25 protein-coding genes are annotated in these 24267 nt (G+C 63.0%); 10 read left to right on the top strand and 15 right to left on the bottom strand.

Annotation, left to right across the window (positions count from 1 at the left end; genetic code table 11):
• Positions 1-7: 7 nt before the first annotated feature.
• Both NKJ01_RS21235 and NKJ01_RS21240 read left to right on the top strand, forming a co-directional pair.
• Entirely contained in the window at positions 8-130 is a 123-nt protein-coding gene (locus NKJ01_RS21235) for a hypothetical protein (protein ID WP_352730694.1), read from the top strand.
• Between the two features lie 123 nt (positions 131-253).
• The gene (locus NKJ01_RS21240) at positions 254-1336 is read left to right on the top strand and encodes a RelA/SpoT domain-containing protein (RefSeq protein ID WP_352730696.1); all 1083 of its coding nucleotides are present in this window, start codon (positions 254-256) and stop codon (positions 1334-1336) included.
• A 1-nt stretch (position 1337) separates the two neighbouring features.
• On the opposite strand, the gene NKJ01_RS21245 is transcribed toward NKJ01_RS21240, so the two are convergent.
• From NKJ01_RS21245 to NKJ01_RS21280, 8 genes are all read right to left on the bottom strand, one after another.
• Complete coding sequence (locus NKJ01_RS21245; protein WP_352730698.1) at positions 1338-1673, bottom strand: hypothetical protein; 336 nt, start codon at positions 1671-1673, stop codon at positions 1338-1340.
• A gap of 131 nt (positions 1674-1804) precedes the next feature.
• Positions 1805-2920 carry an ABC transporter substrate-binding protein gene (locus NKJ01_RS21250; protein ID WP_352605674.1) on the bottom strand — a complete coding sequence of 372 codons (1116 nt, stop codon included), beginning with the start codon at positions 2918-2920 and terminating at the stop codon, positions 1805-1807.
• A 73-nt stretch (positions 2921-2993) separates the two neighbouring features.
• The gene (locus NKJ01_RS21255) at positions 2994-3929 is read right to left on the bottom strand and encodes an SMP-30/gluconolactonase/LRE family protein (RefSeq protein ID WP_352730701.1); all 936 of its coding nucleotides are present in this window, start codon (positions 3927-3929) and stop codon (positions 2994-2996) included.
• Positions 3929-4984 (bottom strand): ABC transporter permease, encoded by a 1056-nt coding sequence (locus NKJ01_RS21260; protein ID WP_352730703.1) that lies wholly within the window; start codon positions 4982-4984, stop codon positions 3929-3931. The genes NKJ01_RS21255 and NKJ01_RS21260 overlap by 1 nt, the downstream gene beginning before the upstream one ends.
• A gap of 19 nt (positions 4985-5003) precedes the next feature.
• The gene (locus tag NKJ01_RS21265; RefSeq protein WP_352730705.1) at positions 5004-6500 is read right to left on the bottom strand and encodes a sugar ABC transporter ATP-binding protein; all 1497 of its coding nucleotides are present in this window, start codon (positions 6498-6500) and stop codon (positions 5004-5006) included.
• Between the two features lie 78 nt (positions 6501-6578).
• Positions 6579-7463: an NAD(P)-dependent oxidoreductase gene (locus NKJ01_RS21270; RefSeq protein ID WP_352730707.1), complete on the bottom strand. Its 885-nt coding sequence runs from the start codon at positions 7461-7463 to the stop codon at positions 6579-6581.
• Complete coding sequence (locus NKJ01_RS21275) at positions 7460-8026, bottom strand: gluconokinase (RefSeq protein ID WP_352730710.1); 567 nt, start codon at positions 8024-8026, stop codon at positions 7460-7462. The genes NKJ01_RS21270 and NKJ01_RS21275 overlap by 4 nt, the downstream gene beginning before the upstream one ends.
• The gene (locus NKJ01_RS21280; protein WP_352730759.1) at positions 7995-8732 is read right to left on the bottom strand and encodes an SDR family oxidoreductase; all 738 of its coding nucleotides are present in this window, start codon (positions 8730-8732) and stop codon (positions 7995-7997) included. The genes NKJ01_RS21275 and NKJ01_RS21280 overlap by 32 nt, the downstream gene beginning before the upstream one ends.
• A 169-nt stretch (positions 8733-8901) precedes the next feature.
• Here NKJ01_RS21280 and NKJ01_RS21285 point away from each other — a divergent pair, with 169 nt between their 5' ends.
• Entirely contained in the window at positions 8902-9822 is a 921-nt protein-coding gene (locus tag NKJ01_RS21285) for a 2-hydroxyacid dehydrogenase (protein WP_352730761.1), read from the top strand.
• 14 nt (positions 9823-9836) lie between these two features.
• Entirely contained in the window at positions 9837-10868 is a 1032-nt protein-coding gene (locus NKJ01_RS21290) for an L-idonate 5-dehydrogenase (protein WP_352605684.1), read from the top strand.
• 32 nt (positions 10869-10900) lie between these two features.
• On the opposite strand, the gene NKJ01_RS21295 is transcribed toward NKJ01_RS21290, so the two are convergent.
• The gene (locus NKJ01_RS21295) at positions 10901-11350 is read right to left on the bottom strand and encodes a GlcG/HbpS family heme-binding protein (protein ID WP_502898137.1); all 450 of its coding nucleotides are present in this window, start codon (positions 11348-11350) and stop codon (positions 10901-10903) included.
• An 8-nt stretch (positions 11351-11358) separates the two neighbouring features.
• Complete coding sequence (locus NKJ01_RS21300) at positions 11359-12399, bottom strand: LacI family DNA-binding transcriptional regulator (RefSeq protein WP_023763031.1); 1041 nt, start codon at positions 12397-12399, stop codon at positions 11359-11361.
• Between the two features lie 377 nt (positions 12400-12776).
• Here NKJ01_RS21300 and NKJ01_RS21305 point away from each other — a divergent pair, with 377 nt between their 5' ends.
• Positions 12777-13652, top strand: coding sequence for an HpcH/HpaI aldolase/citrate lyase family protein (locus tag NKJ01_RS21305; RefSeq protein ID WP_352730712.1), 876 nt, complete (start codon positions 12777-12779; stop codon positions 13650-13652).
• Between the two features lie 47 nt (positions 13653-13699).
• Positions 13700-13906, top strand: coding sequence for a DUF1737 domain-containing protein (locus tag NKJ01_RS21310; protein WP_352730713.1), 207 nt, complete (start codon positions 13700-13702; stop codon positions 13904-13906).
• Here NKJ01_RS21310 and NKJ01_RS21315 read toward each other — a convergent pair.
• Positions 13893-14579, bottom strand: coding sequence for a hypothetical protein (locus NKJ01_RS21315; RefSeq protein WP_352730715.1), 687 nt, complete (start codon positions 14577-14579; stop codon positions 13893-13895). The genes NKJ01_RS21310 and NKJ01_RS21315 overlap by 14 nt on opposite strands.
• A gap of 169 nt (positions 14580-14748) precedes the next feature.
• Between NKJ01_RS21315 and NKJ01_RS21320 the strand changes: the two genes are divergently transcribed.
• On the top strand, positions 14749-15396 hold the full coding sequence (locus NKJ01_RS21320; RefSeq protein ID WP_352730717.1) for a TetR/AcrR family transcriptional regulator: 648 nt from the start codon (positions 14749-14751) through the stop codon (positions 15394-15396).
• A 70-nt stretch (positions 15397-15466) separates the two neighbouring features.
• Here NKJ01_RS21320 and NKJ01_RS21325 read toward each other — a convergent pair whose 3' ends face one another.
• The gene (locus NKJ01_RS21325; protein WP_023763026.1) at positions 15467-15889 is read right to left on the bottom strand and encodes a metallopeptidase family protein; all 423 of its coding nucleotides are present in this window, start codon (positions 15887-15889) and stop codon (positions 15467-15469) included.
• 181 nt (positions 15890-16070) lie between these two features.
• Here NKJ01_RS21325 and NKJ01_RS21330 point away from each other — a divergent pair, with 181 nt between their 5' ends.
• Genes NKJ01_RS21330 through NKJ01_RS21340 form a run of 3 tightly spaced genes read left to right on the top strand, consistent with a single transcriptional unit; the run spans position 16071 to position 21917 of the window.
• Positions 16071-17147, top strand: coding sequence for an ImuA family protein (locus tag NKJ01_RS21330; protein ID WP_352730719.1), 1077 nt, complete (start codon positions 16071-16073; stop codon positions 17145-17147).
• Positions 17089-18567, top strand: a complete 1479-nt coding sequence (locus tag NKJ01_RS21335) for a DUF6504 family protein (protein WP_352730721.1) — start codon at positions 17089-17091, stop codon at positions 18565-18567. The genes NKJ01_RS21330 and NKJ01_RS21335 overlap by 59 nt, the downstream gene beginning before the upstream one ends.
• Positions 18564-21917, top strand: a complete 3354-nt coding sequence (locus NKJ01_RS21340; protein WP_352730722.1) for an error-prone DNA polymerase — start codon at positions 18564-18566, stop codon at positions 21915-21917. Before NKJ01_RS21335 ends, NKJ01_RS21340 begins: the two co-directional genes overlap by 4 nt.
• A gap of 85 nt (positions 21918-22002) precedes the next feature.
• Here the strand turns inward: NKJ01_RS21340 and NKJ01_RS21345 are convergent, their stop codons facing one another.
• The 3 genes from NKJ01_RS21345 to trxA all read right to left on the bottom strand — a co-directional run bounded on the left by NKJ01_RS21345 (position 22003) and on the right by trxA (position 24188).
• Positions 22003-22251, bottom strand: coding sequence for a Trm112 family protein (locus NKJ01_RS21345; protein ID WP_352730724.1), 249 nt, complete (start codon positions 22249-22251; stop codon positions 22003-22005).
• Between the two features lie 170 nt (positions 22252-22421).
• Complete coding sequence (locus NKJ01_RS21350; protein ID WP_352605698.1) at positions 22422-23093, bottom strand: LON peptidase substrate-binding domain-containing protein; 672 nt, start codon at positions 23091-23093, stop codon at positions 22422-22424.
• 93 nt (positions 23094-23186) lie between these two features.
• Complete coding sequence (gene trxA / locus NKJ01_RS21355; protein ID WP_352730726.1) at positions 23187-24188, bottom strand: thioredoxin; 1002 nt, start codon at positions 24186-24188, stop codon at positions 23187-23189.
• Positions 24189-24267 lie beyond the last annotated feature (79 nt).

Here is a 24267-nt window from a genome sequence, read left to right on the forward strand (position 1 = left end):
TGCACGCTTGCTGCGCAAGGAGGCCGGCATGGATGGGCAAGCCGCCGAAGCTGAAAGGTTCTTGGAGGACGAAACGCTGGCCGCCGCCATCATGGATATCAGGTTGTTTCGCAGCCGCGAAAAACATTGACGGCCCGCAACGTCATAGCCCACTAGGTTTAAGATCCGTATGTTGTGATCCATGAGATCTGATTCCCTTGCGGTCGTCCCGCCAGTCCAGAATGAGGCGGACTACCTTGACTTCATGGGTCCAATGACTGAGTACCCGCGCCTTGCCTACGGCACGAAAGCCGTCCGCAAGGCAGGCAACCGGCTGGCAAAACCTATTCAGTTCGGACAAGACATTACTGTCGGCCAGTACGTGGACACACTCGAAATCTTCTCAATCGCCAATAGCTGGCGCGACTCGCACTTTCTGCCGATGCGGAGCGTTCGGTTCTCTGTCGATCACCACATGAGGGCCCTGCGACTGAAGGGCGACATGGCATCCCGCCCGAAGCGTATCGCATCCATTCGTCGGAAGCTTCGCGAGTCCACCACCAATTTGGACACCATGAACGACATCGGCGGTTGCCGAGCGATCATGGCCGACATCAAAGGTGTTCGCTCGCTTCTCGCATCGATGCGAGACAAGTTCCCCCATGATATCCACTCTCGGGAATTCAACTATATCGATGAGCCGAAGCCGGACGGCTATCGAAGTCACCACATTGTTTTCAAGTACCGACCCAGAGATGCCGACACTGAGGCTTTCGAGGGACGACGCATCGAATTGCAAGTTCGGACCAGACTTCAGCACTCATGGGCAACTGCAGTTGAGGCTGTCGGGCTGTTCCGGGGCCAGGATCTGAAGCACGGAAAGGGCGAGCAGGACTGGCTACGCCTTTTCGAGCTTATGTCGGCGGAATTCGCGCACGTTGAGCAGTGCCCCGTTCATATCGGCGTTCCGGAACACAATGACCGGGTGCGGGAATTGCGGGATATCAATAAGCGTATAGGTGCGACCAGCATACTAGAAGGCATCAAGAATCTTACCCATTACTCAGAGAACTTCGTACAGCCAACGGAAAAATCTCGATACTATCTGCTCCAATATGGCAAAGATCATAACGTGACCATCCAACCATTCTGGACGCTTATGTTAGGTGCGCGGACATTGGAAGAGATAGAGCTGAAAATCGAGCTAAGGCGCAATGGTGCAAAGGCTGTCTTGGTCGAGGTAGATAATGTCGAAAAGCTTGGTGACATGTATCCGAATTACTTCGGAGACGTTTCCTTATTTGTTCGCAATCTGAAATCCATCTGCACGGGAACGCGGCTATCCAATACAGTCTAGTCTATCGAGCGGTTGAATACTCGTTGGCCTCGAAAACATGGTGATGCACGCGGCCGGTGAACATCTTGAGCAGCTCTCCGGTCACGTCGCGGCTCTGAAAGCGAACGTCGGACTGCAGCGCCCGGCTGCAGGTGTCCATGTCGGGATAGCGAATGGCGAGCGCCATGGCATAGACGGGGGCGCCCTCATCCCGTGCGGTGCCGTCCAGGACGCGCACCTCTTCCGCCCCAGGAAATTGCGTCCACAACGGCACTAGCCTTTCCCTGACGAAGCGCCGGAATTCGCTCTCGCGTCCGGGGTGGATTTCGCCTTCGAACAGGGCGTACCGAATGATCATGGCGAGGCTTTCCTGATTTTCTGCGCTTGGGATGGCCGCCGGCCGGCAAGGGCAGGCGCGGCGCAATTCGTGGATTTGTGGTACGAATGCGATGCGGGCGCATCGCGTGTTACGCCCGCATCGCCTGGCTCCTATTTGCCCCAGATCTTCTTGTATGCGTCGCGGTAGCCATTGCCGGGGTCGAACGCATTGGTCGGGCCGCCGTCAAACTCGACATTGTCGGCCGTCACCACATGTAGCGGCGACAGATAGCCCGACCATTTTTCGCCAGCGATGGCGCGGTTCAATTCGTCGACCAATTGCCAGCCCTGCAAGTTGAGCGGTTCGGCGACCGTCACCTTCTGGAACTGGCTGGCGCGAATGCGCTGATAGGCCGATTCCGAACCATCGCCGGCGGCGACATTGATCGGCGCGTCGGTGCCGGCTTTGCCGGCGGCGGCTAGCGAGGGTCCCATGAAGTCGAAATAAAGGTCGTTGATCGCCAGCGAATGCGTCCAGGCATCGCCGTACTTCTGCAGCAGCGAAGTGGTCAGCTGCGGCATGCGCTGAGAGGTCTCGGCGATCGGCGTATCGACATATTCGAGTACCTTGCCGCCCAGCCGCTCGATCTCCGCCTTCATCTTGTCGGCTTTGGCGATGGCGATGGCGTAGGTCGAATCGGTGAAGATAACCACGCCAGGCTTGCCCTTGGCATCGGCGTAGGCCCAGTCCGCCGCGGCTGTGGAGACTTGCATGGCATCCGTCGACACGTTGGCGAACACGCCGCTTTTCTCGTCGGGCCCGATCACCGGTCCGGCATGCCAGGAGACCAACGGGATACCCGCGGCCTTGGCCTGTTCCAGCGCCGGCGCCTGCTCGACCGCGTCAAAACCGTTGATGACGATGCCATTCGGCTTCAATGCCATGGCCTGGCCGAAGGCAGCGGTGCGGCCGCCGATCGAGCCGGCGCCGTCAATCACCTTGACCTCCCAGCCGATCGCCTTGGCCGCTTCCTCGACGCCGTTGGTGACGCCCAGGATGCCGCCGTTCTTGAGGTCGCCGGCGAGCACGACGATCGTCTTGCCTTGCTGCGCCTTCGGACCGGTGGTCGGGCCATCCCAGGCCGTGACCTTCTGCGCATATTTCTGGACGACCGCCATGGCGTCGGCCATCGCGTCCGCCCGAGCCTGGCCGGCGAAAAGGACAGGAGCAGCGATTGTCATGGCCATCAAGGCGACGGATGATTTCAGGAATGTTCTGCGTTGCATGTTGGTACCTCCCTTGGTTTCAAGAATTGCATGGTCTTTCAAAACTCGGCTTTCGATTGGAGTTGGCGACATGTCACCGGCTGATGTCGCCCGCCACCGGACCAACGCCGGCCGGATGTGCGTTGACGTAGATGGCGTAGAGGGATGTCTGCGCGGTGATGTAGAGGCGGTTGCGCTTGGGACCGCCGAAACAGACATTGGAAACGAGCTCGGGAACCAGGATACGGCCGATCAGGGTTCCGTCCGGCGCATGGACGCGCACCGAGTCGGCGCTGGAGGCCCAGATGTTGCCGTCGCGATCGACGCGAAAACCATCGAAGAGGCCTGCTCCGCATTCGGCGAAGGTGTCGCCTGCACGCGCCGACCGGCCATCGACGGCAAGGTCATAGGCCTTGATTGCGCGCGGCAGGCCGGGCACGTGGCTGGCGCCGCTGTCCGAGACGTAGAGGATCGTCTCGTCGGGCGAGAAAGCCAGGCCGTTCGGCTGCACCATATCGGTGATAACGGCGCTCACCTCACCTGAAAGCTCGTCGAACCGGTAGACATGGGATCCGCCGATCTCCGCCCTGGCGATCTTGCCCTCGTAGTGGCTTTCGATGCCGTAGACCGGATCTGTGAACCAGATCGTCCCATCGGATTTGACCACCACGTCATTGGGCGAATTGAACCGCTTGCCTGCAACGGTTTCGACAAGCGTCTGCCAACGCCCGTCATGCTCGAGCCGGGAGACACGGCGCCCGCCATGCTCGCAAGCAACGACGCGGCCTTCGCGGTCGAGTGTATGGCCGTTCTGGTAGCTGCAGTGCGTTTCGAAGACACTGACCGAGCCGTCGCTTTCGTCGTAGCGCAATAGCCGGTCGTTGGGGATGTCCGACCATAGCAAATGCCTTGCCGCGGGAACATAGACCGGCCCCTCGGCCCAGCGGCTGCCGGTCCACAGCCGTTCGAGCTTGGCATGCCCGATCGTCAGTTTTCGGAAGCGATCGTCCAGAATCTCGTAGTCGCTCATCACTTCGAGGCCTGCACTACGGTCTTGGTCCTGGCCCTGTGAGCGGCGCCGCGCTTGCGCTGGGCGTAGCCGGCAATGCCGATGGCAACGAGCAGCGTCACGCCGTTGAACAGCGGCTCGACGAAGAACGAGCCGCCGAACTGCTGGATGCCGGAAATGCCGACCGCCAGGATGATTACGCCGGTCATCGTACCCCAGACGTTGACACGTCCAGGCTTGATCGTGGTCGAGCCGAGAAAAGCGCCGACGAGAGCCGGCAGCAGATACTCCAGCCCGACGCTGGCTTGGCCGATGCGCAGCTTGGAGGCAAGCAGCACGCCGGTCATCGCCGTCAGGAAGCCCGACGAGATGAAGGCCCCAATGACGAAGCGACGCACCGGAATGCCGTTCAGAGCAGCCGCCTTCGGATTGGCGCCGATGGCATACACGTAGCGGCCGATAGGCAGATATTCGAGGATGATCCACAGTGCCACGGCGATGCCAAGCACGTAGAGGCCGGTGATCGGCAGCCCGAACACCATCGTGCCGTTGAGCGCGTAGAAACCGTTGGGCAACACGCCGACAACCTGCCGGCCGCCAGTATGCCAAAGCGCCAAGGAATAGAGAACGGTGCCGGTGCCGAGCGTGGCGATGAAGGAGTCGATGCGGGCGACTTCGACCAGCAGGCCGTTGAGGAAGCCGGTCGCAGCGCCGAGAAGCAGCACGATCATCACTGCCAGCGGCCACGGAAAGCCGAACATGGTCTGCAAACTGATGGCCAGGATGTGCCACAGCACAATTCCGTAGCCGACGGTGAGGTCAATTCGGCCCGATGCCATCGGGATCATCGCCGCCAGCGACAACAGCGCGATGATCGCCTTGTCGGAGATGATCGAGCGCAGGTTAAGCAGCGTCGGGAACGTGTTCGGCAGCAGGATCGAAAACAACAGGATCAGCAACACGGTCAGGATCACCAGCCCGTAGACCGGCAGCAGCCGGACGACCTTCTGCCCCATGGACATATCAGCCATCTCGCCGCGGGTCGGTTCGAGTGCGCTGGATTCGATCGATTGCATGAGTTCGCTCCCAGAAAGATCAGGCGGCTTCGGAAGCCGATGCCGCGGTAATCACGGCGGATGTGGTGAGGTCTTTGCCAGTGAGTTCGCGAACGATCTGCCCACGCGAAAACACCAAGGCGCGATGGCAGATGTGGGCGATCTCCTCGAAATCGGTCGACACCACGACGACGGCGAGGCCGGCTTCAAGCGCGCGTCCGATCAGCCGGTAGATCTCGGCCTTGGCGCCGACATCGACGCCGGCGGTCGGGTCTTCGGCGATCAGCAGTTTTCGGTCGGTGTGCAGCCAGCGCCCGACAACCACCTTCTGCTGGTTGCCGCCAGAAAGTGCCTCGATCGGCAGATTCGGGTCGTTGGGGCGCAGCCCGACGGAACTGCCAATCGCCTGCGCCAGCGCAGCCTCTTTGTGAGGCGCGAGGAACGAGAACAGGCCGCGCTTGCCGGCGTCGGGATTGAGGAAACTGTTCTCGCGGATCGACAAGGATCCGGCGATTGATTCTTCGGTCCTATCGCGCGCGATTAGGCCGATGCCGGACGACATCGCCGCGATCGGGCTGGACAGGTCCGGCACAGCCCCGCGGATCGTCACCATGCCAGAAAAGGGTTGGCAGCCAAACAGCGCCCGGCCAACCAGTTCCTGCCCGGCGCCGCGCAGGCCGACCAGGCCGAGCAACTCACCCTTGCGCACGTCGAAAGACACCGGGCCGGCACCGGCGCAGACCAAGTCGCGCACGGCGCAGATCGTCTCGCCGACCTGCGTTTGAGCCTTGCTGAAAACCTGGCTGACCGGACGGCCGACGATCATCTCTACCAGTTCGTCCGGTTTTGTGTCGGCGACCTTCTTCTCGCCCACCAGCCTGCCGTCGCGCAGCACGGCGACGCGATCGGCGATGCGGAAAATTTCATCGAGGCGATGCGAGACATAGATCATGCCGACGCCGCGCTGCTTGAGCGGACGGATGGCGTCGAACAGCCGCTCGACCTCGTCGGCGGGAAGGCTGGCGGTCGGCTCGTCGAGCACCAGCACATCGGCCTCGGTAGCCAAGGCGCGAGCGATGGCGACCAGCGATTTTTCGGTGCGCGTCAGATCCTGGACCCGCGTCGTCGGGTCGAAATCGCAGCCGACCAGCTTGAGAGCCTCCTGCGCCCTCGCCTCGGTCGATCGCCAGTCGATCAGGCCAGAGCGAAGCGAAAAGCCTTGGGCGAGGCCGACATTTTCTCCAACCGTCATCCATTCGATGAGACCGAGATCTTGGTGAATGAAGGCGACGGACTGGCGCTGGTTCGGGCGCGGCGGGCGATGGTGGTAGGGCTCGCTGCGAAACAGGATTTGGCCGCCATCCGGCCGGTAGATGCCGGCGAGCGTCTTGATCAGCGTCGACTTGCCGGCGCCATTCTCGCCGAGCAGCGCCAGGATTTCGCCCTTGTACAGATCGAGCGACACGTCGGAGAGCGCGCGGGTGCCGCCGAACTCCTTGGTGATCGACTTGAACTCGATCAGTTTTTCCTCAGTCAAAAGCGTTCCTCCCGAGATCGCCAAATGATGTTATCGATAACATTTCTGAGCGTCAAGCGACAAATCAGGGCTCACCGCTTAGCTGGTCTTGCCGTCGAGCAGGCGCATCATCTCAGCCGAATCACTTGGCCCCAGTCCAGCCGCGCAGAGCAGGCGGTGGATCTCGACCACCTGCCCGGTCATCGGCATCGGCGTCTTGGTTTTCAGCGCGAAGGCCTGCAGCGAATCCAGATCCTTCAGCATGTTGTCGATGCGTCCGGTCGGCGAAAAATCGCGGGCAGCGAATTTTGCCATGAACTCCTGCATGATGCTGGAATCAGCCCGCCCGCCCTTGAGTGCAGCGGGAATTGCCTTCGGGTCTACGCCGCCGGCTTCGGCAAGCTTCACGGCTTCGGCGACAGCCTGGAACAGTACGGCGCAGAACAGCTGGTTGATCAGCTTGGTCGTCTGCCCTGCCCCACTCGGGCCCATGAGAGTGTAGTTGGTGCAGAGGTGCCGCATCACCGTGCGCGCCTGTTCGAAGTCTTCAGTCTCGCCACCCGCCATGACGGTCAGCCTGCCGGCCAGCGCGCCGGGAACGCCGCCCGAAAGCGGACAATCGAGCCATTTCATGCCGGTCTCGGCAGAGAGCTTCTTCGCCATCTCAGCGGTGTCGGCCGGGTCGATCGACGACATGTCGATCAGCAGCTTGTCGGGCGATGCCGCAGTCGCGACACCGGCATCGCCGAACACCACCGAACGCACGATATCGGCATGGTTGAGACTGAGAATGACGAAGTCGTTCGCTCGCGTTGCCTCGGCGACCGACGCGGCGGCAGCCGCACCCTTTGCAGTCAGCGCTGCAACCTTGACCTTGTCCAGATCGAACACCGTCACGGCTAGCCCAGTCTCGATCAGGCGGGTGGCGATCGCTGACCCCATGATTCCGGCGCCGACAACGGCGACTTTTGTTGGTTGCGTCATTTCAACGTGCCTCTTTCCTTCATCCTGGCAAGTGCACCCAGGCCCTGCAACACTCTATCGGCAATCGTGTCGACAGGCGCGTCAATGTCCACTGTGACCACCAGCGGTTCGTCGCCTGGATGCTCCAGTGTGGCGAACTGGCTGTCGAGCAGCGCCGGTGGAAAGAAGTGGCCGCGGCGCTCGGCGAGCCTGGCTTGCAGCAGCGAGCGCGACCCCTCCAGGAATACGAAAAACAGCGACTCGCCCGCCGCATCGCGAAGCCTGTCGCGATAGGATTTCTTCAACGCGGAACAGCTGACGACTAGCCCGCGACCCTCCTCACGAGCCTGGCGCAAGGCTGCGCCGACCAGATCCAGCCAAGGCCAGCGATCGCCGTCTGCAAGCGGTATGCCCGCCGACATCTTTTCGACATTGCTGCGCGGATGCAGCGTATCGCCTTCAACGAAGGCAAGGCCAAGCCGTGCGGCGATCTCGACGCCAACTTTGGTCTTGCCGCAGCCGCTGACACCCATCACGACGATGAGCGCGGGTTCAAAGGCAGGTCGTGATGCCACCGTCGACATAGAGCGTGTGTCCATTGACAAAGGATGAGGCCGGTCCAGCCAGAAACACCGCCGCGCCGACAAGTTCGCCGACGTCGCCCCAGCGACCAGCCGGTGTGCGGTTGGTCAGCCACGCCGAAAATTCGGGATTGTCGACAAGCGCCTGGTTGAGCGGCGTCTTGAAGTAACCCGGCGCGATGGAATTGATCTGCAAGCCATGCTTCGCCCAATCGGCACACATGCCGCGCGTCAGGTTGCGCACCGCGCCTTTCGTGGCCGTATAGGGCGCGATGTTCGTCCGTGCCAGTTCGCTTTGCACCGACGCGATGTTGATGATCTTGCCGCGCCGCCGCGGGATCATGTTCCGCGCCACCGCTTGTCCCACGAAGAACACGCTGGAGATGTTGGTGCGCAAGAGTTCCTCCCATTTGTCAGCGGGGAAATCCTCGAGCGGCATTCGGAACTGCATGCCGGCATTGTTGATAAGGATATCGATGGCGCCGATCGTCGCCTCGATCTCCGCGACGCCGTTCGCCACCGCTGCATGATCGGTGACGTCGAAGACGGCGCTATGGACCTTGTGTCCCTTCGCTGTCAGTGCATCCGCAGCCGTTTTTATTTTTTCGGCGCTGCGCCCGTTGAGCACGATTTCGGCGCCGTGCTGCGCCAACCCCTCGGCCAGCGCCAGGCCGATCCCTTGCCCCGAGCCGGTGACCAGCGCCTTCATGCCGGTCAAATCGAACAACGAACTGCACAAACGCTCCTCCTGAGCAATGTTTCCTGAAGCGGCCGCGATTTCCAACCTACCTGCCGCCAGTCCCTATTGACATGAATGTTATCGATAACATAGTCAATTGAAAAAATGCACAGGAGATGGCGCCGTGACCGACATTTTGATGACAGGTCCCTATCCGGATTGGGACATGGGAGATCTTGAAGCGAAATATCGCGTCCACAAGCTTTGGCAGTCCGAGGACAAGGACGCGCTGCTCTCAAGCCACGCCGGCGCGATCCGCGCCATAGCTACGCGTGGCGAGCTTGGCGCAAGTGCTGCGCTGATGGCGAAGCTGCCGCAGCTTGAAATCGTTTCCTGCTACGGCGTGGGCACCGACGCCATCGACCTTGCCTATGCCCGGGCGAACGGCATTCGTGTCACCAATACACCTGATGTTCTAACCGAGGACGTAGCCGATATCGGCATCGGGCTGCTGCTCGCCGTGGCGCGAAAAATCCCGCAGGCCGACGCCTACGTACGCGATGGAAGCTGGCGCAAGGGCAATATGGGGCTGGTCACGCGTGTTTGTGGAAAAAGGCTGGGCATTGTCGGCATGGGCCGCGTCGGTGCGGCGGTGGCGAAGCGCGCCGCTGCATTCGACTGCACGATTTCTTATTTCGACAACCGCAAGCGCGACGATCTTCCCTATACGTTCGTCGGCGATCTGCTCGAACTGGCGAGCGATAGCGAATTTCTAATCGTAACGCTCGCCGGCGGCGAAAGCACGAAACACATGATTAATGCGTCGATCCTGGCAGCGCTCGGAGCAGACGGTATCGTCATAAACATTTCGCGCGGCAGCACGATCGACGAGACCGCGTTGCTCGCGGCCCTGGAATCCAGTGCCATAAAGGGTGCCGGGCTCGACGTGTTCTGGAACGAGCCAACCATCGACGAGTGCTTCCTGAAGCTTACCAACGTCGTGCTGCAACCGCACCACGCCAGCGGCACGGTGGAGACCCGCAAGGCCATGGGTCAGCTCGTTCGCGATAATCTCGCGGCCCATTTCGGCGGACAGACCTTGCTGACACCGGTCGTCTGAGAAAGGATCACATCATGAAGTCGATCGTCATCCACGCCGCAAAAGACCTGCGGATCGAGGAGACCGATCCGGGCTCCCCTGGCGCCGGCCAGGTCGAGATTGCGATCGAAGCTGGCGGCATCTGCGGCTCGGACCTGCATTACTACAATCACGGCGGTTTTGGCGCGATCCGCCTGCGCGAACCGATGATCCTCGGCCACGAGGTCGCCGGCACGGTGAGGGCCATCGGCGGTGGCGTTTCCGCGCTGGCCATCGGCGACCGCGTCGCGATCTCGCCTAGCCGACCCTGCAATGCCTGTCGCTACTGCCTGCAAGGCATGCAGAACCAATGCCTCGACATGCGCTTCTATGGCAGCGCCATGCCGATGCCGCACATCCAGGGCGCCTTCCGCCAGCGCCTGGTCGCCGAGGCGTGGCAGTGCCACAGAATAGCCGACCACATCTCCATCAACGAAGCCGCGTTTGCGGAGCCCTTCGCGGTTACCCTGCATGCCATGAACCGCGCCGGCTCGATGCTCGGCAAGCGGGTTCTGGTCACCGGCTGCGGGCCGATCGGCGCGCTTTGCATCCTCGCCGCACGAGCCCACGGTGCGCGCGAAATCGTCGCCACTGATGTCATGGAGGGCGTGCTGGCGAAGGCCCTGGAGATCGGCGCCGATCGCACCATCAACGTCGCGACAAACAGCGAAAAGCTCGCCGCCTACAATGTCGACAAGGGTAGTTTCGACATGATGTTCGAGGCCTCCGGCAATGAACGCGCGGTGCGTGCTGGGCTTGATGTCCTGAAGCCGCGCGGCGTGCTCGTGCAGCTCGGGCTCGGCGGCGATCTGTCGATCCCGCAGAACCTCATCGTCGCGAAAGAGATCGAGATGCGGGGCACTTTCCGTTTCCACGAGGAGTTTGCGCTCGCCGTCGACCTGATCAATCGCCGCCGGGTGGACGTCAAACCGCTACTGACGGGCATCTATCCCCTCGACGAGGCGGTCGCGGCTTTCGACATCGCCGGTGACCGAAACAAATCCATGAAGGTTCAGATCGCGTTCTGAAGATCCTTCGGTTGCGCTGGAGGCACATCGCCTTAAATCACGTCGGCGCCAACCGCCGCCAGCGCAGCGTGTGCCACATCGAAATCCTGCTCGCCGGTTCCCGAACCGACGCCGATGCCGCCCGCAAGGCGTCCGCCGAAGCGGATCGGCAAGCCCCCAGGCAAATTGGTCACGCCGCCCTGCGAAGCGATACCGGCTGAGAGCGCCGCTTCGAACGCCATGCCGCCAGTAGCGGCGTTTATTGACGCTGCGGTGCGCGCCTTCGCCTGCGCCGTACGCATGCTGAGGAACCGCGCGCCATCCATGCGCAGGCTGGCGAGGACTTCGCCGCTCGCATCGACAACCACGAGACATTGCGGCACGCCCATCGTGACGGCGCGCGCTGCTCCGGCTGCAACGGCTTTCAAAGCACCGTCATGTGTGAGGGTGATGGTCTCGCGAAACATCGCTATTGGGCTGCCCTTCGCTGCGTTTGAATCCATGCAGGAACTCAGGTGCTTTCGCGCTCGACGACGCGATAGCCGGTGAGCACGATTTCTTGGCCGTGTCGTTTCTCGTCGCCTCGGATCACCTGGATCAATCTGCGCGCGGCCTGTTGCCCGATCCCGTAGCAGTCGACATTCACGGTGGTGATGCCGGGATGGCAAAAGGCGGCTACCTCGTAGTCGCCGAAGCCGGCAATGGCGATGTCCTGCGGGATCCGCATGCCCCGGCGCTTGCATTCCATCAGTGCGCCGAAGGCCGAAAGGTCCGAAACGCAGAGTACGGCTTGCGTGTCCGGCCAACGCTCCAGCATGCTGACGACGGCCTGGCCGCCCTGCTCGATGGATATCGGCGGCACGCCAAAGGAAACGAGGCGCCCGGTCGGCAGGCCGAGCTCCTCAATGGCTCTGACAAAGCCTTCGCGCCGCTGGCTGCCGCGCGTGTCGCGCGAGGTCGTGCCACCGATGTAACCGAATTTTCGGTAACCCTTCCTGGCGAGTGTCTTGACGAGAAGCCCCATCGCCTCCTCGTTGGAGAACCCAACCACTTGATCGATCGGCTTTACCGGCAATTCCCAGGTTTCGACCACTGGAATGCCGGCGCTTTTCAAAAGGCGGCGGGCGCGATCCGTGTGTGCGCCGCCGGTCAGGATGATGCCTTCCGGCCGCCGGCGGAGCATCGCTTCGATCAGCTTTTCCTCCTTCTCGACCGTATAGTCGGTGTAGCCGAGCAGAAGCTGGAGCCCCGTGCTCTCCAGTTCATCCGTAATGCCGCGCGCCGTGTCGGCGAAGTTGGAGTTGTTGAGTGACGGAACCATCGCGGCAACAAATCCAGTCTTGCGCGAGGACAGGCTGCCGGCCGACTGGTCAAGCACATAGCCGAGGTCGTTGACCGCGACCATGATCTTTTCCCGCGTCGCCTTGGAAACGCGACCGCCTTCCTTCAGGGCCCGCGAAACCGTCATGGTCGACACGCCCGCCCGCAGCGCCACGTCGACCATCGTCGGAGCGTAGCTCTCGCTCGGTTTCGATGAGGCTGCCTTGGCCATCAGCGCTCTCTACCGGCCGGCCGCACCGGCCTAACAGAGGTAAGCGCCAGACACTCAGTCACGGGGTTTGTCTGGCGTCCGGCCGCGTTCATGCACCACCTCTCAGAATCGGATCGACTTCGATATGTTATCGATATCACCGCGAGCTGGCAACAACCAGGTCGTGTCCGCCTGGGGTTTCGGTCTCTGGAGATTTCCCTGCCAATTCCAGACTGCCTTTCATGCGACTTTCAAAGCACGAAGCGTGGACATCGATCCAGAATGGCTCTGGTTTCCCACTCGCTTTAGGCACAGCTTTGCGCCACAATCTCGGCCAGACCGGCTTCGCGGCTTCCTGAAAGCAGACCTACCGGCGATGCCGCTGGAGCTCGCATCCCATGGAAACCTACCGCCCGCGCCGCTCGGTGCTCTATATCCCGGCCTCCAACGACAGGGCGCTGGCGAAGATCGCGCAGCTGTCCTGCGACGCCATCATCATCGACCTGGAGGACGCAGTCGCTCCGGCCGACAAGATCGCCGCTCGCGGGAAACTGGCCGCGATTTTCGCCGGCCATGCCGACAGGCATTGCGAGATGATCGTGCGCATCAATGCGGTGGCCAGCGAGTGGGGCGCCGACGACCTGCTGGCCGCCGCAAGCTGCGAGCCCGACGGCATTCTGCTGCCCAAGGTCGACACGCCGCGCGACCTGCTCGAGGCCGGCGATGTGCTCGACGACAACTTCGCCCCCGACAGCGTGAAACTATGGGCCATGATCGAAACGCCCAAGGCCATGCTCAACATCGGCACCATTGCCGAACTTGGCCGCGATCCCGCCGCTCGGCTGGCTTGTTTCGTTGCCGGAACGAACGATCTGGTCAAGGACACCGGCGTGCTGGCGACGCCGGACCGGCGCTACCTCGTGCCATGGCTGATGCAGATGGTGCTGGCCGCGCGGGCCGGCGGCATCGACATGATCGACGGCGTTTCCAACGATTTTCGCGATCTCGACGCTTTTGCCCGTGAATGCACGGAGTCGGCGGCCATGGGATTCGACGGCAAGAGCATCATCCATCCGGCCCAGATAGAAGCCGCGAACCGCGCCTTCGCGCCGTCTAAGGAAGCGGTGGCGGAGGCGCGCTTGATCAAAGATACCTTCGCCCTTGCCGAGAATGCCGGCAAAAGCGTGATTGCGCTGAACGGCAAGATGGTCGAGCGGCTGCACCTGGCGCAGGCCGAAAAACTGCTGGCAAAGGCGGCCGCCACCGGCGCATGATATCGGCACTATGCTTGCGGGCTGTGGTACTCACGACAGGACTGAAAATGAAGCTCTACCGCTTTCTGACTGGCCCGGACGATGCCAGCTTCTGCCACAAGGTCACGGCCGCCCTGAACAAGGGCTGGCACCTGTTCGGCTCGCCGACCTATGCCTACGACAAGAAAGCCAAAGCGATGTGCTGCGGCCAGGCCGTGGTCAAGGATATCGACGGACAGGAATACGGGCCGGACACCAAGCTCAGCGACTGGTAGTCGGCGCTCGCATCCACAGCCACCCGGCCAGCCAGGCGATCGCTGCCGCAAGCGTCATCAAGCCCAGGTCAAGCGCCAACTCCGGCACGAACGCCCGGAGCGCGACAGGCACCGCGCCAATGATATAGAGGGCGAGTGGAATGCGCGGCACGCCTCTTGCAACGACAAGAGAGGTTACAAACGCGAGCGTCCCGAGCAGAAAAAGAACTGAACTGACGACCAGAGCCAGTCCGAGAGGACCGGCGCGCAGCTCGATGATGGTCGCCAGAGGAAGTTTCGAAAATACGAGATTGATCACCACTTCCACACCTACCAAACTTGCCAATGCAACGAAGTTGATAACGAACGCGATGGTACCGAACAGGCCCGCGCGCCGGCCAAACGCAAGAAACAGGCCTACGACAAGACCAAGCGCCAATATCTCGGCGACTGGCGCGAGAAGTTGCGTCAGATCGGTGGTCGCGATGAGCGCGCTGCGTTTGGCCGCGTTGACCAGAAGAATAAGCGCGCTTCCCGCCCCGGCGACGGAGGCAAGCCGATAAAGCTTGGCGCTGTGCGCAGCCGCGCTCGACTGGACACTCGCGGAATTCTCCTCGTGCTGGGGTTCTTCGGCTGGCCTCTGAAGCGAAATGAGCGATTGCAGACGGCGCGGTTCGGCGGTTCTGGCGAACATGTTCGTCTCCTCATATGGGAAAACGGCAGCCGCGAAGACCGCAGGCCTGTTCCGATCCCAGTTGTAATCACTGATTACATGCTCTTGCCTGCGTTGTAAACGCTGATTACATTAATCGCGGATCGTGCTACAGACGCGTGAAGCAGCTCTACGGAACGAAGGAAAAGGGATGGCAAAAGCCAAGACGCCTCGCCGCACCAGCTACCACCATGGCAATTTGCGGGACGCGCTGATCGATGCTGCAATTCAACTTGTCGAGGAAGGCGGCCCTGACCATGTGAGCGTGCGCGAAGCCGCAAAGCGGGCCGGCGTTTCCCCCGGCGCGCCCTTCCGGCATTTTCAATCGAAAACAGCGCTGCTGACCGCGGTAGCCGAACAGGCCATGAGCAGGCTGGCAGAGGCCGTGGCCGATACACTTTCAGAAGTCGACAGCGCAGATCCCATCGTGGCCTTCGAAGCAATCGGACAAGGCTATCTGGAATGGGCGATCGCCAATCCCACGCATTTCCAGGTCATCAGTTCCCGGACGCTGATTGATTTCGACGGGTCGGACAGTCTTCGCGGACAGAATGAGGCCATTCGCCGGAAGATGATCGACCTGCTGACCCAAGCGCAACAGCAGGGTAAGTTGGCTGCGAACGCAGACTTCGATCATCTGGTTCTTGCCGCTCGTGCATTTGTCTATGGCTTGGCACGAATGGTGGTTGATGGTCATTTTTCGCAGTGGCATCCGTCCGAGCCGCCATCGCTCGCCCTGCGGAAGGCGCTGCATCTTTTCATCAGCCGGATGACCAACCTCTCTCAAGCGAAATCTTAGAAGCCTTTGCCGCCGCTGAGTTCTGGATCGACTTGAGAGGAGTGGACATTTCACGCGGCGTAGGAACCAGTTACTCCGCCGCCTCTTCGATCTTCTCCATGTCGTCATCGGACAGCCCAAAATGGTGGCCGATCTCGTGGATCAGCACGTGGGTGACGATGTCGCCCAGCGTCTCTTCGTTCTCAGACCAGTAGTCGAGGATGGCGCGGCGGTAGAGCGTGATGCGGTTCGGGCCTTCGCCGGTCTGCGGATTCCAGCGCTCGGCGATGCCGCGTCCTTCGAACAGGCCGAGCAGGTCGAAGGGCGTCTCCAGCGACAGATCGTCCATGATCTCGTCGGTCGGGAATTCGGCGATCTGGATGACGATCTCGCCGGTCAGCTTGCGAAAATCCTCCGGCAGATGGGCATAGGCCTCCAGCGCGAGGAACTCCATTTCGTCCATGGAGGGCGAGAGTTCGTCGTGCCAGGTTCGGGTCTTGTAGATGCGGGCCATGCTTTGTCCTTTGATCCGGGCATATAGGCTTTCGCACCGGAATCGGCAAATGAACGGGCTGATGCGCCTGCACCATCAGGTGGAGAGGAATAAATTCCCCATGTCTCCGCTTGACTCTTCCGGCACCCTCTGGAATCTATAGGAACATAACAGGAACAATTGTGAGTGGAAGCTGACCGTCATGGCGATGACCGCCGTGGCGCGGGAAACTGTTTTTGCCCTGCGCCGCCAGATCGCGAAAATCGAGGGAACGCTGCCCGAGCGCCTGCAGGCGCCGGCCGCAGCGACCCTTGATGCTGACGTCAACACGGATGTCGCATCCAATACCGACCTCACAATCGTCCGGCGCGGCATTGCCGCGGCTTTGCCCGATGCGTACCTGCCCACCGGTGTCGAGCGTCTCGATGCTGCCCTGAGTGGCGGCCTGCCGAAGGCAGCCCTGAGCGAAATCCATGGCACGCAAACCCGCGATGCCGGGGCCGTCGCCGGCTTCGCCCTGTCGCTCACCAGCCTGATCCTCAAGCAGGCGCAAGGGCTGCCGGTGCTGTGGATCGGCACATCGGAAATTTTCCGCGAGGCGGGCTTTCCCTATGCCAGGGGGCTTCACGCCTCGTTCGGCATCGAGCCGGAACAATTGCTGTTTTCCGAGGCGCCAAAACTCGTCGATGCGCTGTGGGTCGCCGAGGAGGCGGCCCGGATGACGGCGCTCGCCGCCGTCATCCTCGAAATTCGCGGCAATCCGCAGCGGCTGGACCTGACCGCGACGCGCCGGCTGCATGCGCGGGCGCAAGGTGCCGGCCGGCCGGTGTTCCTGCTGCGGCAGGCGGCAGAGCCCGAACCGACGGCGGCCCCCGTCCGCCTCATCGTCGCGGCGGCGCCGGCAACGCCGCGAGACACCATTGCCGGGCCGCTCGCCGGCTCGATCGGCCACCCGGCCTTCACCCTCACCATCGGCAAGAGCCGCACGGCCCTGCCTGGACAATTCACACTGGAGTGGAACCCCGATGAACGCGCATTCGACGAAAGAGCGGGCGACGAAAGAGCGGGCGACGATAGAAGGGGCGAAGAGAGAGGCCGGGCAAAGAATCCTGTCCCTCTGGTTTCCCTATCTGGCAGTGGAACGGATCCTGCGGCAGCGTCTGGGACGGTCCTGGCGTTCCCGGCCGTCGGATCACCTGCCGCCATCTCGTCCACCGCTCGTGATCAGCCATCGCGACCGCAACGCGCAACGCATCTCGGCCCTCGACGAGCGGGCTGAGGCGCTGCATCTGAAGCGCGACATGGGCATTGCCGATGCGCGCGCCATGCATCCGTCGATCGACATCGTCGAGGCCGATCCGGAGGCCGACCGCCGCCTGCTCGAAGGCCTTGCCGACTGGTGCGACCGCTACACCCCGCTGGTGGCGCTGGACGGGGCGGACGGCCTGTTTCTCGACGTCACCGGCTGCACCCATCTGTTCGGCGGCGAACGCGCCATGCTGGACGACATCCTGTCGCGCTTCTTCCATCAGGGGTTTGACGTTCGCGCCGGGCTTGCCGCGACACCGGGGGCGGCCTGGGCGGCGGCACGGTTTGCCGGTGACCGCATCGTCGATGGCGGCGAGGAGGAAGCGCTGCTCGCACCCCTGCCGCTGGCCGCGCTGCGCATCGAGCCGGCGACCCGCGCCAGCCTGGAAAGCGTCGGCCTGCGCACCGCGGGCGCCGTCATGGCGGCACCGCGCGCGCCGCTCGCCCGCCGCTTCGGCGCCTTGCTGCTCCTGCGCCTCGACCAGGCGCTTGGCCGTCTCGACGAGGCGGTATCGCCGCGCCTTCCCGTCGCGCCGCTTTCGGTCGAACGCCATCTCGCCGAGCCCGTCACCCTGACCGAGGAGATCGAACGTCTGGTGGGCATGCTGGCGACGACCTTGAAGGCCGACCTCGAGCGCCGCGGCGAGGGCGCCAGGGCGCTGGCGCTGCTGCTCTTTCGCGTCGACGGCGCCGTCAGCCGCATCGCCATCGGCACCTCGCGGCCGATGCGCGAGCCCCGGCTGATCCAGAAATTGTTCCACGAGCGGCTGGCGGCGCTCGAACAGGATATCGATGCCGGCTATGGCTTCGATCTGGTGCGGCTTTCGGTGCTGACATCAGCCGCTTTCGACATGCAGCAGGCCGACCTTGCCGGCGAGGTGATCGACGACGGCGCCGATATCGCGCTGTTTGCCGACCGCATTCGCGCCCGGCTCGGCGATGGCGCGGTCCTGCAGCCGGTTGCCGTCGAAAGCCATCTGCCGGAGCGCGCCGTCGCCACGGTCCCCTTCACCGAAGCGCCGCGCCGGACCACGCCGCCGAAGAGGCCGGACAGGCTGCAGGCGCCGAAAACCATCTTCCCGCCGGAACGGCCGATCCGGCTGTTCCGCTCGCCCGAACCCATCGATGTTCCGGCCACCGAAATGCCGGAGGGACCGCCGCTGAACTTCCGCTGGCGGCGCGCGCTCTACCGGGTGACGCGGGCCGAGGGGCCGGAACGCATCGCGGCGGAGTGGTGGCGCGAGACGCCAGGCGACGAAGCGGCATCGACACGCGACTATTTCCGCATCGAGGATGCCGACGGCCGCCGCTACTGGCTCTACCGGCAAGGCCTTTACGGCGGCGCCTCGCAGGTCCCGCCGCGCTGGTTCCTGCATGGTGTCTTCGCATGAACGCGCTGACCGTCATTCCCTATGCCGAGTTCGGCATCCAGTCGAATTTCTCCTTCCTGCGCGGCGCTTCCAAGCCGGAGGAACTGGTGGTCGCCGCCAAGCTCCTGGGCTTTTCCGCGATCGGGCTTGCCGACCGCAACACGGTGGCCGGCGTGGTGCGCGCCTGGCAGCAGGCCAAGGTGGAAAAGCTTTCCTACCACCCCGGCTGCCGGCTGGTTTTTGGCGACGGCACGCCGGATATTCTCGCCTATCCCAGGGACCGCAAGGGCTGGGGTCATCTCTGCCGCATGCTCACCCAAGCCAATCTGCGCGACGAAAACGAAAAGGGCGCCACCCTTCTCCAGCGCTGCGACCTGCTCGAATGGGGTGATCTGATGTCGCTGGCGGTCCTGCCCGATCTGACGGCGGGGGCGCAAGACCGTCTCGCCTTGCTTCGTGATCTCAAGCATCGTTTCGGCCGGAACCTGCGGCTTGGCGTTTCACCCGATTATGCCGGCAATGACCGTTTCCGGATCGAGCAGGCAGCGGCGTTTGCCGAGAGCGCCGGCATCCCGCTGATGGCGACCAACGACGTCCTCTACCACACGGCGGAACGGCGCCCGCTGCAGGATGTGCTGACCGCGATCCGCCTCAACACACCCGTCTCCGAGGTCGGGCTGCAACTGGCCGCCAATGCCGAACGCCACCTGAAGCCGCCAATGGAGATGGCGCGCCTGTTCCGCAGGCATCCGCAGGCACTGGCCGAAACCTTGCGCTTTGCGCAGGAGCTGACTTTTTCGCTGAGCGATCTCCAGTACAACTACCCCGACGAACCGACGGAATCGGGTCTCGGGCCGCAGGCCGAGCTGGAACGGCTGGCGCGGGAGGGGGCTGCCGAGCGTTATCCCGCAGGTGTGCCCGCTTCGGTGACCAAGCGCATCGCGGAAGAGCTCGCTCTGATCGAGCGCCTCAACTACGCCCGCTATTTCCTGACCGTCTACGACATCGTCAAGTTTGCCCGCAGCCAGGACATTCTCTGCCAGGGACGCGGCTCGGCCGCCAATTCGATCGTCTGCTTCTGCATCGGCATCACAGAAGTCGGGCCGGACAGGATCGACACGCTTTTCGAGCGCTTCATCTCCGAGGAGAGGAACGAGCCGCCGGATATCGACGTCGATTTCGAGCATGAGCGACGCGAAGAGGTGATGCAGTACATCTATACGAAGTACAGCACCAAGCGCACGGCATTGGCCGCCGCCGTCATCAGCTACCGCGGCCGTTCGGCACTGCGCGAAGTGTCCAAGGCGATGGGCCTGTCGGAGGATGTCAGGGCGTCGCTGTCCGGCTCGATCTGGGGCTGGTCGACCTCGGAACTCGGCGAAAAGGAAGCCCGCGCCGGCGGCCTCGATCGCGCCGATCCAGTGTCGCGGCATGTGTTGGAACGCGCCAACGAGATCATGGGGTTTCCCCGCCACCTGTCGCAGCATGTCGGCGGCTTCGTCATCACCAGGGACCGGCTCGACGAGATCGTGCCCATCGTCAAGACGGCGATGGACGAGCGCAAGATGGTCGAATGGGACAAGGACGATCTCGACGCGGTGAAGATCCTGAAAGTGGACGTGCTGGCGCTCGGCATGCTGACCTGCCTGAAGCGCGCCTTCACCTTGCTGGAGGAGCACTATCCCAATGCACGGGATAGATATGGCCGGCCCTATGTGCTGGCCACGCTGCCGCCCGAGGACAGGAATGTCTACGACATGATCTGCCGCGCCGACACACTTGGCGTCTTCCAGATTGAATCCCGCGCCCAGATGTCGATGCTGCCGCGCCTCAGACCGCGCGAATTCTATGATCTCGTCATCGAGGTGGCGATCGTGCGGCCCGGGCCGATCCAGGGCGACATGGTCCATCCCTATCTGCGCCGCCGGCAGGGCAAGGAGAAGGCCGAGTACCAGAAGGCGGAATTGAAGGAGATTCTCGGCAAGACGCTGGGCGTACCGCTGTTCCAGGAACAGGCGATGAAAATCGCCATCGTCGCCGGCGGTTTCCGGCCGGGCGAGGCCGATGAACTGCGCCGCGCCATGGCCACCTTCAAACGCACCGGCACGATCGGCAATTATCGCCGGCGCATGATCGACGGCATGGTTGGCAAGGGATACACCAAGGACTTCGCCGAGCGCTGCTTCAAGCAGATCGAGGGCTTTGGCGAATACGGCTTTCCCGAAAGCCACGCCGCCTCCTTCGCGCTGCTGGTCTATGCCTCCTGCTGGTTCAAGACCTTCTATCCCGACGTGTTCTGCGCCGCGATCCTGAATTCGCAGCCGATGGGATTTTACCAGCCGGCCCAGCTGGTGCGTGACGCGCGCGACCATGGCGTCGACATCCGCGACGTCGACGTCAATTTCTCGGTCTGGGACTGCACGCTGGAGAAGGCGCCTTTCGAGCCGGCCTGCATTCTCGCGCGCCATGCCGAGATGCGCGGCGTCATCGAGACGGATCATGCGCTGCGGCTCGGATTCCGCCAGATCAAAGGCCTTTCCAAGGAGCGCATGGAGCTGTTCGTCGACCGGCGCGGCGGCGGCTATGTGTCCGTCAGGGACGTCTGGCTGCGCTCCGGCTTGGATGTCGGCGAGATCGAGAGGCTGGCGCAGGCCGACGCCTTCCGTTCGCTTGGCCTCGATCGTCGTGAAGCCTTGTGGGCGGTGCGGGCGCTCGACGGCAAGAGCGCCGCCGAAAGGCTGCCGCTGTTCGACCAGCCGGCACTCCGCCTGCGCGACCTGGAGCCCGAGACGAAGCTGCCGAGAATGCCGCTCGGCGAGCATGTCATCCACGACTACCGCTCGCTCGGCCTGTCGCTGAAGGCGCATCCGGTCGCCTTCCTGCGCGAGCGCCTCGACCGCGCCGGCGTCACGCCCAATGCGAACCTGCCTTGCGTGCGCGACGGCCGGCGTGTCTCCGTTGCCGGCCTCGTGCTGGTGCGGCAGCGCCCCGGCAAGGGCAATGCGATCTTCCTGACGCTCGAAGACGACAAGGCCGTCGCCAACATCATTTTCTGGCAAAGAACCTTCGACCGCTACCGGCCGATTGTGATGGGCGCGCGGTTCATTCGGGTCACCGGGAAATTGCAGTCGGAATCGGGTGTGGTCCACATCGTCGCAGAAAAGGTCGAGGACCTGACGCCTTGGCTAACCGTGCTTCTGGAGAAAGTCAGCGAAGTTGGATTGGCGGTCGCCGGTCCTCAGGAACGCACTGCCAAAAGTTCGGATCGCGACAGTCGATCCACAATCCGGAGCACGCCGATCCGGCAGGATCTCGCGGCATTATCGGGAGAGGCGGAACAAGTGATGCCCAAGGGGCGTAATTTTCAGTAGTGGCAAAAAACTTCGATGTCAGCGGGACAGCACCCCCTCTGTCCCGCCAGCCACGGAAATTTCTGCGCTCCAGCGGCGCTCGAATTCACGAAGGCCCACCCAGGCGCGGCGGCGGCGGGGCGAGCACATCCTCCACGGAGAGCGTCCGCGCCTCCGAGGGCAGCATGATCGGAATGCCGTCACGCACCGGATAAGCGAGCTTGGCGACCCGCGAGACCAGCTCACCACGCTCCGGATCCCAGGTCAGCGGCCCCTTGGTCAGCGGGCAGGCCAGCAGCTCCAGCAGCTTGGGGTCGACATTGACCTTCTTCCCGTCACGTCCAACCGCCGCCATAAGATTCTCTTCCCAGCCAGTTGCGGGCCTAAGATGTGTTGAGTCAGGTCAGGCCGAGCCGAAAACGGCTGACACCGAGAACCGGAGCGGAGCGTACTTTGGGTACGTGAGCACCGAAAGCGCAGGAAGCCTCCGTTTGCAGGCCGGCCCGACCTGAATATCGGCACATCCTACTGCAGGCTCGAGCCAAAGTCCTCATTCTCGCGCGCCAGCGCCATTTCGGTGATGGCGATCAGCGTTTCGGCTCGGGTCTTCAGGTCGGCTGCTTCGAGCAGCGCCTGTTTCTCGGCCGGCCCGTAGGGCGCCATCATCGACAGCGCGTTGACGAGCATGGCGTTTTCGGCCCGGCTGACGCTTTCCCAGTCGGCTTCCAGGTCGTTGGCCTGCAGATAGGCGCGAAATGCCTTGAGCAGCGATGGCCGGTCGATCTCGTCGGCCGCCTGATCCTCATCGAGATCGGCCAGGAAGGGCGCCAGCTTGGCCTGGCGAAACGGCGTCTTGACCGTCAATTCGCTTGCAATGCGGAACCGGCACACGCCCTGCAGCGAAACCAGATAGCGGCCGTCACCGGTCTCGGAAAACGCAATGATGCGCCCGGCGCAGCCGACATTGCAGAGCTCCGGCTCGCCGTCGGCACGCAGCGCACCATCGAGCCTGGGCTGGATGACGCCGATGAGCCGCGAGCCGGTGATGGCCTCGTCCACCATCTGCAGGTAGCGCGGCTCGAAGATGTTGAGCGGCATGCGGCCTCCCGGCAGCAAAAGCGCACCCTCGAGCGGAAAGATCGGGATCGTCGACGGCAAATGCTTGGCGAGCCGGTAATGCGCGTTTCCCGCTTGCACCTCATTCCTCCGATCGCTTCTTCACGAAGCGCATGCATTAATCTGGCGCGCTGATCGCCGACGCCAAGCCCGTGCGGCAAAACAACACCAAGGTCAGGAAAACAGCAGTGCCGACAATTTGCGCCGCGCCGCCAGCGTCGCCTCGTCGGTCATGCCCCAGGCCTCGAACAGTTGCAGCAATTGCGTCCTGGCGCCGTCCTCGTTCCAGGTCCGGTCGGCCTTGATGATGGCCAGCAGATTGTCGGCCGCCGCGGTGCGGTCGCCATTGGCGTTCTGAATCATGGCCAGATCGAAGCGCGCCTGATGATCCCCAGGATTCTCCGCCAGGCGCCGCTCGAACTCGGCCGGATTGCCAAGGGCCGCCGCTTGCGCGGCAACCGCCATCTTGGCACGCAGGGCGGCCAGCGGCGGCGCATCCTTCTTGCCTTCCGGCGCTGTTGCCAAAAGTGCCTCGGCGCCTTGCACGTCGCCGGCCTCGAACAAAAGCTCGCCCAGGCCGCCGATCGCCTCGACGGTCTCCGGCGCCTGCGCCAGGATGGCATCATAGATGTCGGCCGCGGTCTGCATGTCGCCGGCGTCGCGCGCTTCCGCAGCCGCGGCCAGCGCCTCGGCCACCGGCGGCGCGCCATCGCCCTTGCCGCCGACCTTGGTGATGAATTCGGCGATCTGGCTCTCGGGGATGGCGCCCATGAAGCCGTCGACCGGCTGGCCGTCCTTGAAGGCGATGACCGCAGGAATCGACTGGATGCCGAGCTGGCCGGCGATCGACGGATGATCGTCGATGTTCATCTTGACCAGCTTGACCTTGCCACCGGCGGCCTTGACAGCCTTTTCCAGCTGCGGCGTAAGTTGCTTGCAGGGCCCGCACCAGGGCGCCCAGAAATCGACCAGCACCGGCTGGCGGCGCGATTCCTGGATGACGTCGGCGGCAAAGGCGGCGGTCGTCGTGTCCTTGATGACATTGGCAGGGGCAGTGGGCGCTTCGCCAAGCGCGACCTTCGCCGGAGCCGGCGCGGTGCCGCCATACTGCACCGATGTCGTGTACTGACCGCCATTGCCGCCGAAGGGGCCGCCAAACGGATTGTTGTCGCTCATCTCTTTAACCCCTTCCGTAGCGGGGCCGGCTGGCAGCCGGCGCCATATCCTTCAGATCATCGGTTTCAAGCCACCATGT

This window comes from Mesorhizobium sp. M0276 (genome assembly GCF_040321755.1).
Lineage (GTDB): Bacteria > Pseudomonadota > Alphaproteobacteria > Rhizobiales > Rhizobiaceae > Mesorhizobium.

Excerpts from the sequence above, each read along its gene's own strand:
- NKJ01_RS21240 (WP_352730696.1), top strand. The coding sequence starts at position 254 with ATGACTGAGTACCCGCGCCTTGCCTACGGCACGAAAGCCGTCCGCAAG.
- NKJ01_RS21245 (WP_352730698.1), bottom strand. The coding sequence starts at position 1,673 with ATGATCATTCGGTACGCCCTGTTCGAAGGCGAAATCCACCCCGGACGC.
- NKJ01_RS21250 (WP_352605674.1), bottom strand. The coding sequence starts at position 2,920 with ATGCAACGCAGAACATTCCTGAAATCATCCGTCGCCTTGATGGCCATG.
- NKJ01_RS21255 (WP_352730701.1), bottom strand. The coding sequence starts at position 3,929 with ATGAGCGACTACGAGATTCTGGACGATCGCTTCCGAAAACTGACGATC.
- NKJ01_RS21260 (WP_352730703.1), bottom strand. The coding sequence starts at position 4,984 with ATGCAATCGATCGAATCCAGCGCACTCGAACCGACCCGCGGCGAGATG.
- NKJ01_RS21270 (WP_352730707.1), bottom strand. The coding sequence starts at position 7,463 with ATGACGCAACCAACAAAAGTCGCCGTTGTCGGCGCCGGAATCATGGGG.
- NKJ01_RS21275 (WP_352730710.1), bottom strand. The coding sequence starts at position 8,026 with ATGTCGACGGTGGCATCACGACCTGCCTTTGAACCCGCGCTCATCGTC.
- NKJ01_RS21280 (WP_352730759.1), bottom strand. The coding sequence starts at position 8,732 with ATGAAGGCGCTGGTCACCGGCTCGGGGCAAGGGATCGGCCTGGCGCTG.
- NKJ01_RS21285 (WP_352730761.1), top strand. The coding sequence starts at position 8,902 with ATGACAGGTCCCTATCCGGATTGGGACATGGGAGATCTTGAAGCGAAA.
- NKJ01_RS21290 (WP_352605684.1), top strand. The coding sequence starts at position 9,837 with ATGAAGTCGATCGTCATCCACGCCGCAAAAGACCTGCGGATCGAGGAG.
- NKJ01_RS21295 (WP_502898137.1), bottom strand. The coding sequence starts at position 11,350 with ATGGATTCAAACGCAGCGAAGGGCAGCCCAATAGCGATGTTTCGCGAG.
- NKJ01_RS21300 (WP_023763031.1), bottom strand. The coding sequence starts at position 12,399 with ATGGCCAAGGCAGCCTCATCGAAACCGAGCGAGAGCTACGCTCCGACG.
- NKJ01_RS21305 (WP_352730712.1), top strand. The coding sequence starts at position 12,777 with ATGGAAACCTACCGCCCGCGCCGCTCGGTGCTCTATATCCCGGCCTCC.
- NKJ01_RS21310 (WP_352730713.1), top strand. The coding sequence starts at position 13,700 with ATGAAGCTCTACCGCTTTCTGACTGGCCCGGACGATGCCAGCTTCTGC.
- NKJ01_RS21315 (WP_352730715.1), bottom strand. The coding sequence starts at position 14,579 with ATGTTCGCCAGAACCGCCGAACCGCGCCGTCTGCAATCGCTCATTTCG.
- NKJ01_RS21320 (WP_352730717.1), top strand. The coding sequence starts at position 14,749 with ATGGCAAAAGCCAAGACGCCTCGCCGCACCAGCTACCACCATGGCAAT.
- NKJ01_RS21325 (WP_023763026.1), bottom strand. The coding sequence starts at position 15,889 with ATGGCCCGCATCTACAAGACCCGAACCTGGCACGACGAACTCTCGCCC.
- NKJ01_RS21330 (WP_352730719.1), top strand. The coding sequence starts at position 16,071 with ATGGCGATGACCGCCGTGGCGCGGGAAACTGTTTTTGCCCTGCGCCGC.
- NKJ01_RS21340 (WP_352730722.1), top strand. The coding sequence starts at position 18,564 with ATGAACGCGCTGACCGTCATTCCCTATGCCGAGTTCGGCATCCAGTCG.
- NKJ01_RS21345 (WP_352730724.1), bottom strand. The coding sequence starts at position 22,251 with ATGGCGGCGGTTGGACGTGACGGGAAGAAGGTCAATGTCGACCCCAAG.
- trxA (WP_352730726.1), bottom strand. The coding sequence starts at position 24,188 with ATGAGCGACAACAATCCGTTTGGCGGCCCCTTCGGCGGCAATGGCGGT.